This window comes from Pontixanthobacter aquaemixtae (genome assembly GCF_009827395.1).
Lineage (GTDB): Bacteria > Pseudomonadota > Alphaproteobacteria > Sphingomonadales > Sphingomonadaceae > Pontixanthobacter > Pontixanthobacter aquaemixtae.
The window spans coordinates 741,887-753,393 of the sequence record NZ_WTYX01000001.1 but is presented as its reverse complement, the minus strand read 5'-3'; the positions used below and the strand labels follow the sequence as shown (position 1 = coordinate 753,393).

The 11,507-nt window shown below is 57.4% G+C and carries 11 protein-coding genes; 6 read left to right on the top strand and 5 right to left on the bottom strand.

All coding sequences use genetic code 11. The features are described 5' to 3' along the window. Positions 1-29 precede the first annotated feature (29 nt). From GRI41_RS03680 to GRI41_RS03655, 6 genes are read left to right on the top strand one after another with little or no spacing between them, the layout of a single operon-like run. Positions 30-818, top strand: coding sequence for an SDR family oxidoreductase (locus tag GRI41_RS03680; protein ID WP_160603421.1), 789 nt, complete (start codon positions 30-32; stop codon positions 816-818). 22 nt (positions 819-840) lie between these two features. Beyond that, a complete protein-coding gene (locus tag GRI41_RS03675) occupies positions 841-1,626 on the top strand; it encodes an enoyl-CoA hydratase/isomerase family protein (RefSeq protein ID WP_328600507.1) in 786 nt (261 codons plus the stop codon). A gap of 1 nt (position 1,627) precedes the next feature. Further along, positions 1,628-2,158, top strand: a complete 531-nt coding sequence (locus tag GRI41_RS03670; protein ID WP_160603419.1) for a nuclear transport factor 2 family protein — start codon at positions 1,628-1,630, stop codon at positions 2,156-2,158. Beyond that, positions 2,155-3,051, top strand: coding sequence for an SDR family NAD(P)-dependent oxidoreductase (locus GRI41_RS03665; protein WP_160603418.1), 897 nt, complete (start codon positions 2,155-2,157; stop codon positions 3,049-3,051). Before GRI41_RS03670 ends, GRI41_RS03665 begins: the two co-directional genes overlap by 4 nt. Further along, positions 3,041-3,607: a nuclear transport factor 2 family protein gene (locus GRI41_RS03660; protein WP_160603417.1), complete on the top strand. Its 567-nt coding sequence runs from the start codon at positions 3,041-3,043 to the stop codon at positions 3,605-3,607. Before GRI41_RS03665 ends, GRI41_RS03660 begins: the two co-directional genes overlap by 11 nt. 33 nt (positions 3,608-3,640) lie before the next feature. Further along, positions 3,641-4,882 carry an MFS transporter gene (locus tag GRI41_RS03655; protein ID WP_160603416.1) on the top strand — a complete coding sequence of 414 codons (1,242 nt, stop codon included), beginning with the start codon at positions 3,641-3,643 and terminating at the stop codon, positions 4,880-4,882. A 29-nt stretch (positions 4,883-4,911) separates the two neighbouring features. Here the strand turns inward: GRI41_RS03655 and GRI41_RS03650 are convergent, their stop codons facing one another. The 5 genes from GRI41_RS03650 to GRI41_RS03630 form a co-directional block, all read right to left on the bottom strand. Beyond that, positions 4,912-5,697: a hypothetical protein gene (locus GRI41_RS03650; RefSeq protein WP_160603415.1), complete on the bottom strand. Its 786-nt coding sequence runs from the start codon at positions 5,695-5,697 to the stop codon at positions 4,912-4,914. Next, positions 5,694-6,539 (bottom strand): SDR family NAD(P)-dependent oxidoreductase, encoded by an 846-nt coding sequence (locus GRI41_RS03645; RefSeq protein ID WP_160603414.1) that lies wholly within the window; start codon positions 6,537-6,539, stop codon positions 5,694-5,696. Before GRI41_RS03645 ends, GRI41_RS03650 begins: the two co-directional genes overlap by 4 nt. 25 nt (positions 6,540-6,564) lie before the next feature. After that, positions 6,565-8,259, bottom strand: coding sequence for a thiamine pyrophosphate-binding protein (locus tag GRI41_RS03640; protein ID WP_160603413.1), 1,695 nt, complete (start codon positions 8,257-8,259; stop codon positions 6,565-6,567). Positions 8,260-8,274: 15 nt separating this feature from the next. Further along, the gene (locus GRI41_RS03635) at positions 8,275-10,362 is read right to left on the bottom strand and encodes a PKD domain-containing protein (protein WP_202388646.1); all 2,088 of its coding nucleotides are present in this window, start codon (positions 10,360-10,362) and stop codon (positions 8,275-8,277) included. Between the two features lie 196 nt (positions 10,363-10,558). Continuing rightward, positions 10,559-11,437, bottom strand: coding sequence for a LysR family transcriptional regulator (locus GRI41_RS03630; RefSeq protein ID WP_160603412.1), 879 nt, complete (start codon positions 11,435-11,437; stop codon positions 10,559-10,561). Positions 11,438-11,507: the final 70 nt, after the last annotated feature.

The window sequence follows — 11,507 nt, the reverse complement described above, 5'->3', positions numbered from 1 at the left end:
CCAATATTACCGTTTCAAAGGACCATCCAATGACCGAATTCTCTCTCGAACAATTCAGCCTGGGCGGCAAAGTGGCGGTCGTCACCGGCGCTGGCGGACGCGGCAATTCGATCGGCCGGGCCTACGCCAAAGGATTGGCTTCTGCCGGGGCTTCAGTGGTGGTCGCCGACCTCAATCTTGAAGGCGCAAATGCGGTGGCCGACGAAATCACATCATCTGGCGGATCAGCAATCGCGGTTGCGGTGGATGTCGCGGAGGAAGCTTCCACCAAAGCCATGGCCGCCGCTGCCACGGAAGCGTTTGGCGGTGTCGACATCCTCGTCAACAATGCCGCCTTGATGGTGGATATCAGCTATGACAGCCTAGAAACTGTCGGGATGGAGGAGTGGCGTAAAGCCTTTTCCGTCAACCTCGATGGCGCATTGCTTTGCAGCCGCGCAGTTGTGCCCTCGATGCGCGAGCGCGGTGGCGGGGCAATCGTCAATCAGACATCGGGCGGAGCATTTCCGGCAAGCGGCCTTTACGGCGTGACCAAGCTCGCATTGGTGGGCCTCACCACGTCGCTCGCCAAACAGTTTGGCAAGGACAACATCACGTGCAATGCGATTGCACCGGGCAATGTTGCCTCCGATGCAGGCAAGATGCTGGCCCCGGATGGCTCGCCCTTCCTGCAGTTTCTTGAAAATGTCGTTGCAACCAAGGCGCAGGGCCAGCCGGACGAGCTCGTCGGGACTTTGCTCTTGCTTTGCTCGGACGCGGGCAAATGGATTACCGGCCAGACAATCAACGTCGATGGCGGGTGGATCATGCGATCCTAGGACACAATGGAGGAGGCCAGCGGTGAAACTGGAAGACTACAAAGACAAATATGGCAGCATCAACATCACTCGCAATGACGGTGTGATCGAACTCGCGATGCACACCAAGGGAGGGCCGCCAAAATGGGGCACTACCGGGAAAAGCCTGCACGCAGACTTGCCCGACGCGTTTTTGGACGTGGCGCGCGACCCTGAGAACCGAGTGGTTATTCTGACCGGAACTGGCGACAGCTTCATTACCAATTTCGATATGGATGACATGTCGCAAGAAGGGCAGGCAAAGATGTGGCCGCGCATCTATGAGGAAGGCGTTGGCCTTCTCAACAACCTGCTCGCCATCCCCGTACCCGTAATTGGTGCGGTCAACGGTCCGGCATTCATTCACGCGGAATTGCTGGTGCTGTCAGACATTGTTCTGGCTGCTGAGCACGCGGAATTCGCGGACTTTGCGCATGTCCCGGGCCGCACTGTCCCCGGTGACGGAGTGCATGTGATCTGGCCAATGCTGCTTGGCCCCAATCGCGGGCGCTATTTCCTGCTGACAGGCGAACGCATTGCCGCAGAGGAAGCCAAACAGCTTGGTGTGGTGGGTGAAGTTCTTGCCGCAGACGGGCTGCTTCCGCGCGCGCGCGAATTGGCCACACAGCTTGCCCAATTGCCCTTGCCTGTTCTGCGCTACACGCGCCAGGTATTGGTTCACGATCTGCGCTGCCGCATGATGAACGGCCTAGGTAGCGGGCTCGCGCACGAGGCTTTGGCCTCCGTCACGGCGCCCGCCTTTATGGAAAGTGCAGAAGGGGAGCGTTGAAATGGACTCTTCATTGACAGAACTCGTCGATCGCACAGCAATCCGGCATTGCATCGAGCGGATCGCGCGCGGCGAAGACCGCCGAAATGCGGATCTGCTGCAGGCAAGTTGGTGGCCTGACGCCACCTATGACTATGGTGTTCAGGGCGGGAGCTTTGACGAGTATCTGGCTTGGGTCGTGCCTGGCGCGGATGCGATCAAGAACACCCAGCATATTCTCGGCCAAAGCTATATCGAATTGTCGGGCAACACCGCCAAAGCCGAAACCCACCTCGTCTCTTATCACCGCGTGGATATGGGTGAAGGCGATCAAGACACTTGTATTGGAGCACGATATCTCGACCTGTTTGAAAAGCGCGACGGGGAATGGCGATTGGCTTCGCGGACGATGCTGTATGATTGGTCAACCGAATGGGGTGACGCGATCGACTGGTCGCAAGGCCTGATGGGGATGCCGTTGACCGCTGACCATTTTTCGGGCCGCGCAGTGGGCGATCACAGCGAGAAATTCTTCGGGGACCGAAAAGGGTGAGCGGGCCGCTTCACGGAGAAGTGGCGCTGGTAACCGGCGCAAGCCGGGGTATCGGCAAAGGCATCGCGCTCGTCCTCGCGGAACAGGGCGCTTGTGTCTATGTCACCGGACGAACCGTGAAAGAGGGCGACTACTACCTCCCCGGAACTGTCGGCGGGACTGCCGCTGAATGCGACGCGCGCGGGCGCGAGAGCGGCGGAAGCGGCATCGCAGTTGCATGCGATCACAATGACGATCAGGCAGTGGCGGAGCTGTTCGAGCAGATTGAAAGAGAACAAGGGCGGCTCGACATATTGGTCAACTCGGCAACCCAATTGTCGGACGATCTCCTGGAACCCAAGCCATTCTTCGAAAAACCGCTGTCCAATCTTGAAATGTGGGACGTCGGAATGCGGTCCTACTATGTTTGTTCGTGGCATGCCGCGCGGATGATGGCTAAGCAGAAATCGGGCCTGATCGTGATGATCAGCGGCTATACCGGCGTGACCTACACATATGGCGTTTTGTTCAGTGCGACGAAGTCTACGGTCGATCGGATCGCCCGCGATATGGCCATCGAACTTGAGCCCTATGACGTGGCGACCATTTCACTTTGGCAAGGTCTGACACTGACCGAAAAGGCCCGCGACAATCTTGCCAAGATGGCCGACAAGATGACCAATTCTGTGGCCGGGCAAAAGGGAAGCAGCGTGGAGCATCCCGGACGCGTCATTGCCGCGCTGGCACAAGATCCGGCAATTATGGACCGTTCCGGCGGAACCTACATTACCGCCGAAATCGGTGACGAATACGGCGTAACCGATATCGACGGCAGCCGTATCGAAAGCGCGAGAGAGAAGCGTGGTGGCCCGCTTTGGGGACCAATCCGGGAGAACAATTATCATGGGCGCTAACTCTGACGATGCACGCGGCAACGCCATCGATGCACTGCTTGCAAAACAGCAAATCCGCGAAGCTCTGGAAACCTTCAGCAAGGGAATGGACCGGTTTGACCGCGATGCGTTCCTTGCAGCTTTCTGGGACGACGCAACGATAGCAGCGGGCCCGTTTGTCGGTTCACCTGCCGATTGCTGGGATTGGGCAGTTCCGATGCACGAAGAAGGACAGTCGCTCACCCAGCATGCGTTGTTCCAATCCAATATCGAGGTCGATGGCGATAGCGCCCATTGCGAGACCTATTACCAGTTTGTGGCGCGGAACCGCGATGAAACGCTCGTCTTGGCAGGTGGCCGTTATGTCGATCGTCTGGAGAAGCGGGGCGAAAGCTGGCGTATCATCCTGCGCACAAACCTGATCGAGTGGGCTTGCATGCCGCAGGAAATACCCGTGCCGTTTTCGGATATTGAGGATGCCAAGAAGAACGGCCTGCCATCGCGCGATCTCACCGATCCGTCCTATCAGAGGCCGTTGGTCAATCGCCGCAGCAAATCCAACCCGGCCAGCGTGTAAAAGCACATAATAAGAAAACAGGGACAGGAACCGATGGAAGAAACAGCGCAAGGTAATCCGGTATTCGATAAGGAGGAATGGCGCCGCTACGGGCTGATCCTGATACCCTGCGTGCTCGGCATGATGCTGGTCGCGCTGTATGTTTACACGCTCGGAGTGGTTATTGCTCCGCTGGAAGAGGAATTCGGCTGGACCCGTTCGGAAATATCAGCCGCTTCGCTTGTCACCTCCACCGCATTGCTGTTTCTGGCTCCATTCGGCGGCCGCGCGGTGGACCGTTACGGCCCGCGCAAAATTGCATTGATCGGCGTCCCTGCTTTTTCCGGTGCCATTGCAATGCTGTCTTTGGCCAACTCAAATATCCTTAGCTGGTACGCACTCTACCTGCTGCTCTCCTTTGCGACGGTCCTGGTTTACCCCACGGTTTGGACGGCCGCCATTGCGATGCGATTTGTCAAAAACCGCGGCATGGCCTTGGCAATTACCCTTTCCGGAACCGGTTTGACTTCGGCAATTGTTCCGCGCGTTGCCGCAGGGTTGCTTGAAGAATTCGGGTGGCGCGGCGTTTATGTCGGGCTGGGCATTTTGTGCTTCGTGGTGGTTTATCCCTTTGTCTTCGCGCTGTTCGATAAAACCTCTCCGGAGGATAAGAAAGAGGCGAGCAAGGCCGCGACAGAGACAGTCTCCGGCGCTCCGCCAAAGGAACTATTCCGGTGCAAATTCAACAAACTGGCCCTCGCGGCTTTCACCTATTCAGCGGCGGTGACAATGCTTGCGGTCAATACGGTTCCGGTATTGATGGCCGATGGGTTCGAGCTGATCCGTGCCGCTGAGATTGCCGGCTTGATTGGCGTAGGGACAATCTGCGGGCGGTTGCTGGGCGGCTTGCTGCTCGACCGGATGGATGCGCGCTATGTCGCCATCCTGTGCGGTCTGGGCGCGATCATCGCTGTGTCCATTCTGCTCGCATTTGACCAAAGTGCGCTGGCTGCTTCGGCTGCCTGTTTCTCGCTCGGTGTCGCTGGTGGAGCGGAGTATGACGCGTGCGCGTATCTCGCTACACGCCACTTCGACAAACGCAATTTCGGCACGCTTTTCGGCCTGATCAGCGGCCTGACCGGATTTGGCGCAGGTGTCTCACCCATCGTCGCCAATGCTGTCTATGACATCACCGGAAGTTACGACCCTGTCTTGTGGGGCCTCGTGCCTGCGCTTGCAGTTGCCTCTATGCTGTTCCTGTCGATAGGCCGCTATCCCGACGCGCCGGAGCGATAGCCTGCTGGCTCTTTATTGCTTGCAGGGAATCAGCCCGACTTAATGCGGCCTGTCGCAGCTTTAATCACAGAGTCCTGCTGTGCGATCCGCGCCCGCGCGGCCTCTTCGCGAGCCAGGGCTTCTGCGGTGGGGTATTGAACATCATCGCGAATGAGCCGGTCAGAACAAACGTCCCAGCAAGAAATCGCCAACGTGCCTTGATCGATATGGGGGCAGTCGGCGAGCGGATTGGATTTGCGCCAGTTGTTTCTGGCTGCCTGATCTTCGATCCGCCAAATGGCAATGTGGTTATGGGCCGGCGGGAAAGGCATCATCTGCCCATATTCCTCAAACGACAGGAACGCCCCGGTCACAATCCCGTCCTCGCCAAAGCGCTGCGAAAAGTACATGTCGTTGAACCACGCGCGCAGGTCTTCCTCCTCGCCGGGTATGGACTGCATTTGCTCCAACACAACACCGCATCGTTCAAAGCTACGTGGCGCTTTGTCGCGAAACTGGAGAGGGGAATAATAGAAATCATCTAGCCTGCTCATGTCGAGCGAATCTTCGACAATCATAAATGGCGTTCCAGCCCGATCGATGTGCTCCTGCGTGAACCACTTGCGATCAAACACCTCGTAGAGAGCGAGATACTGCGAAGGGAAACCTTCGGGATAGTCCTGAAGCTGCTCATCCGAAAAAGCAAAGCGCTGCTGACCGAACACGCCGCGCATGCGCATTGTATCGCGCGCGTGGATATTGGTGTACCAATCGTTGAAGTCGGCATCGCGCCCTTCGGCGGCATTGGTCAGAACAACAAGAAGCGATTCTATCATGACGTTTTCCCCTGTGGCGGAAGGTAGAATTTGAGCGGTTCACCCATTCGATCAGTCCAGTCTCGAGGCTGCTTTCCGTCGATATCCTGAACGCCGTATTTTTCACCCATCTGTGCGCCGATGACCGTGCGCCCAGATAGCGATTTCAAATTCGGGTCTTCCAACATCGCCGCCAGCACAAGACCGGTAAATTCGGGATGCTCCCATTCGGGCAACATCGCTCTCATTTCAGGCGGAAACTGCTCTTCCGGAATGGCTTTGACCATGTCGGTCAGAATAAATCCGGGCCAGATCGAAACGACCGAAACCGGTGTTTCGGCAAAGTCGATGCCCATGTCGAATGTCATCTTGTCGGTGCCGGCCTTGGCCGCACCATAGGCCGGACCGTGAAAATATCCTGACGCACCATAAAACGAGATGTTAGCAACTAGCGCCGCCTCGCTTTTCAGCATAAGCGGCGCGGCATGATAGGCAGCGACATAATTCGAGCGCAGACCAACATCGATCATCTGGGCCAGACCGAGGTCTTTTTCCCAGAAGGGGCCGGGCCTAGACAGTTCTTGAGGATGCACCGCGGCGGCATTGTTCACCAGCAAATCCAGCCGGCCCTGTTCGGATTCTACTTGCCGGAATAGAGCCGCCACCTGATCATCATCGGCATGGTCGCAAGCAACAGGAATGCCCTTCCCTCCGGCTTCCTCCAACTCTCTCGCCGCGTCTTGCAATTGTGCGTGATCGCGGCCCGTCAGATAGACTGTCATGCCCTTGGATCCGAGCCCGCGAGCAATGCCGCGTCCAAGCCCGCGACTGGCACCGGTTACAACGGCCACTTTACCCGTCATTTGCGCGCCCCCTTGAATGTAGGCATCAATATGCTCCCCATGTTGCGTATTCCTCGTAATTCGGCGCTTCGGTTGCATTTACATCGGGATCAACCGGCACCTGAATCACAGTCGGCTGGCCGCTTTCGAGCGCGCGCTCGATAGCAGGACCGATTTCAGCTGCGTCCTCGACGAATTCACCGCGAGCACCGAGCGCCTCGGCAAGCTTATCGAACCTGACATTCTTGCCCCAATGAGCCTCGGTTTCGGGTGATTGCGCGCCTAGCGTGCGGCGATAAACGCCCACCTCCAACCCCCAGGCATAATCGCTGCTGACGATGACGATGATAGGCAGTTTCTTCCGAACAGCGGTCTCGAGCTCGGACACGTGAAAGAGAAATGAGCTGTCTCCGGTGATGAGCATCGCCGGTCTGCCGGGCGCGGCCAAGCACGCACCGATGGCGTAAGGAAGCCCGGTGCCAAGATGACCCAGATTCTGGTTCCAAACGACATCATGCGGGGTTGCTTGCGAATAGGTCCAGGTGAAGATCGTAATCGAACCGCCGTCCCGAACCATGATCCCGTTTTCAGGAAAATGCCTGGTCGCTTCGACAACCAGTTTCGCTGTGTGGACCGGCGTCATGTCATTGGGTGCGGAGGCAGCGAGCTTGGCGCGATGGTCCGCCTGCGATGCAATCCAGCCGGAAAGATTGGGGTGATCGGCGCGCGCTTCGACTGCGTTCAATAATTGCGGCACGATATCACGCAGATCGCCCACCAATGGGACGTCAATCTTGCGGTTGACGCCTATCGAGAGAGGATCGCGTTCGACATAAATCCATTTCCGGTTTGTGTCCCCGCTTTCCCAGTGCCGGTGCTTGCCATAGTGCACGGGTTCGCCAAGCTCGGTACCGATCGCGAGCACAAGATCGCTTTGCTCGACAGCTTCGATGGCCGGTTGGGAGAACCCATAGGCGAAAGTCCGATCCTCGACGCCCGGGAAAAACGAGGTCCCACCCGAAGTCTGGATGAGCGGGCAGCCAAGCTTACGCGCCAGTTCAGCAACCTGAGATTGCGCTCTGGCAGTGAAGATGCCGTGTCCAGCGAGTATGATGGGTGAATGCGCCTTTGCAATCGCCTCTGCAGCCTTTTCGATCATCGGGGCGCTGGCCGAAAGCGAAGTGAGGCGGTAATCCTCTGGTGGGTCAAGAGGCCCCCAATCGGGCGTTTCGTGCAGCACATGCATCGGGATTTCGACATAGACTGGACCGGGCTTGCCTGAATTGGCGACGCGGATCGCCTCGCGGATAATGTCATCCGTCTGGTGCGCGTATTCGATTACCCCTGTGTACTTCATCGCCGCCTCGAAATGCTTTGGCTGCGAGATGTACTGGATGCGGCCGCGTTTCACGCGTTGGTCCGCCTCGCGCGCGCGATTTCCGGCAAGGAAAATAGTCGGCGAGTTTTCTTTATGAGCGACGATCGCGGCAGCAGCGAGATTCGCCACCCCCGGCCCCATTGTTCCGAAAACCACGCCCGATTTGCCGGTCATGCGGCCCCACGCGTCGGCCATGAAGCAACCAGCCTGTTCATGGTGAGGAGCAACGACCTGCCACCCCCTTCCCTCGGCAGTTGCAGCCATATGGACAAACCCCGGATCGGGAATCCCGAACAGCGTTTTGATCCCTTCCATTTCCAGAAGCTCTAGAACTCGCAGATAGACTGGTGATTGTTCGGTCATTGGAACTTCCCTGCTCTACTCCGCCTGTTTGACCACGATCCTGACGCGATCGATATTGGACAATTGCGCGTATGGGGTTCCCAGCGCCGCTTCTGGCTGGGCGGTCACGCGCAAGCCGGCGAAATAAGTTCCGGGCGTATCGTAGAGGTGTGTCACGGAAATTTCTTGCGCTTGCGCGGCCAGATCAATTGGATCGAATATCCCGTCGCCGTCGAAGTCAAATTCTACGCTGGAGACCTTTCCACTAGCAGGTGGGATGCCAAATGCGCCATGCAGACGGACCTGTTGGCCTGCAGCAATCGTCACGCTTTTGTTCCCGCCGACAGTCAATGCCACGACCGGTTGCAACCCTTTTCTATCTTCCACAGCTGTGGGTACGATCACCTGACCGTCTGCGACGCGATATTGTGTGCTTTCTGGTGGTAGAACGTCTTCTTCCACCCATGCTGCCAGCAAGCGCAGCGATTGTTGCAGAGTTCCTTCGTAGGAAACGATGCGCGACGGATCTTCAACGACCGGGCCGTCGCCGTGCACCGCGTGGTCAGTGTAATAAAGGCGAACCGCATCGGCGCCTGATTGCGCCTCTACGCGGCGTCTGTACCAGTCCGCCTGCCAAGGCATGGCTTCACGATCCCATAAAGAAGCGGCGAGAATGACCTTCTCGCTACCGACATTTCCTGTCAACAAGCTGCCCGCGGTATTCCGGACGAACAAAGGGCCGATAAGCATCGGGCGCTGCGGATAGACAGGGTTACCTTCTTTATCGCGAAACTGATCCCACACGGGAAAGCCTTCGGGCGGAACCTGATGCCGGTGATAGGATTCCATCGCCAGGAAGTTCGAATTGTCGACAACAACTTCGTCACCGACTTTGAGCTGCCTGATGCTCCGCGGATCGGCCACGCCAAACACGACCACCCCGTCCACAATCTTGTCGACCATCAGTCGGTTTCCCGCCAGCGCACCGCTCTTGATGATCAATTCACCGCCAAGGAAATAGTCCGGCGCTGGTGGCACCGATAGCTTGATGCCGACGACATGTTGCCCTGCGCCCTCACGAAATGCGTTGTCGACTCCGCCGCGATTGGCTTCCGCAAATCTGTCGACACCGATACCCAATCGCGCGGCGTCGGATGCCGAGAGCAAATGCGTTATCTTGCTGGCATGCTGCACGCGGTCCTTTACGAAAAGTTCGGGCCGGTCATGTCCCAGATAGCCCGGCTTTTCCCAGAAATCGGCGAAATACGTCGGATCAGCCTGCGCAACGCCGCCATAGAGCGCAGCAAAGCCATGCAAGCCCATATCTTGCCAGCCGGTCCAGCTTTCCATGGGAAAGCCCATTTTTTCGACTTCGCGAAGGACCGATGCCTCGTGTTCGGTCAAGCCGGCATAGGGGTTGCCGTTCCCGCCCGGTTCAACTGCGTCGACGATTTGGGGAAACTTGCCGCGCAAAACCCGCAATGCCTGCATCCGCACCGAAAACATATTGGGTATGGCCAGCGTCGACCCATTCACATAGGGCACGCCCCCGTCCCAAACACCTTCAGTCCGCTCCAGACTGCCAATGGTTCGAAATGCACCGCCTGATCCCCCGTAAAGATAGCCAAAAGGGCGATCGCTTGTTTGATAGAATTGCTGCGCGACAAAGCGCGAAAACTGTGCGGCGGCGGCATTGGCCCGGAAGGCGGTGATTTCAGGGTTCTGCATCCCGCGCGGCCCCTGCCCGAGATCAATTTTGCCGCCTCCGTTCGTTTCAACAAAGTAGGCTCCACTGGAGAGCGAAAACCCGATCTTGTTGTATGGGCCCGGCGCAACCTGCTGCGCCAAATTTTCGCTCAGCGGGATTGGCGTGGCGTGCTGGAAGAAACGATTTTCGAAACCGTCTTCGGGTGGGAAATAGTAAGAGAAGCGGGTCTGTGTTCCGGCAAAGCCGCCATGCACGTAATAATGGCGCACCGGTGAATCGCGCCATTCCTGTTGGTCTATAAACGGCTTGGAAAACCCAATATCCTCGGCGACATATCCACGTTCAGCGATACGAGCCTGCTCAACAGGAAATCCAGAATCAAGCTGACGGTTGGCGCAGGATTCAAGGGGTATCACGGCGAGTGCGATCAGGAAAAACCTGGTTGATTGTGTCCGGGCAAAAATGCGCAAGATAGCTCACCATTGGATTAGGCCTGCGCCCTTCATGTCGCTCCCGGCCGCTTTCGAACAGGTCAGCCACGCCGATATCGCGAGCGCGATGCAACGATTTCGATCACTTGGAGGGGATCGCATCGAGGGCAGCCGATGCCCTCTACTGTGCAGCTATGATCGACTTCATCGCCGCATGAAATTCCGCCAACACACCCTTAGCCAAAGCGGTTTGGCTGCGGCGCCTTAGCGAATAGGTGTTGATCGCGATCCTACGGCGCGAGGGATAATGTTCGACCAGAGTACCGGCCTTGATCAAAGGCTGGATGGAATAGGCGGATGATAGCCAGATCGCATCTGTGTGCTGGACCATTTCAGCCAAAGCGGCAAAGTCTTCGACCACATTGGGCGTTTCAAAAACACTTGCCTTGATTGCCTGCGGTACAGGCATTCCCGCCCAACTCGACCGGAGCAACGGGAAGCGCTCGGTCGTCTTTGGATCGCCGCACAAAGGGTGCCCAGATCGGATGATAGCGCTGAAGGGAAATTCGCCGAGCGGCGCAGATTTGATCTCTTGCCCGACTTCGAATTCGATTTCCTGCGAAATGAAAAATTCGATTTCTCCGGCAAGCAATTGCCGCCTTAGCGCGGGGACATCGCGCACTACCACCCCATTTGCTACTCGCGGTGCTGATCCTATGCGCGCCGTCAATACCGGTGCCAAAAGAGCCCGCGCTGGCATGGGCGCTATTCCGAAACGTATTGCCCCCGCCTCTCCCAGCGCCTCGTCCCGGACTTCTCTTTCGATATGCACGATATCGTTGAGCAGATAGCCCGCCCTTTCCGCCAATTTGGCGCCAGCCGGCGTCAGCGAGACTTTGCCGCGGTCACGATCGAACAGCAGCAATCCGAGCCGGTCCTCCAATGCCTGGATCGAACGCGAAAGCGCCGGCTGGGTTATGCCAAGCTCCTCGGCGGCGCGACTGAAATTGAGCTGCCTTGCCAGAACCGAAAGATGGCGCAGATTGCGCAGGTCAATCATGTATTCCTCGCACTTATAAGTTTAATCAACATAATGCATTGGACATCATAAGGGAAGCGAGAGACATTGG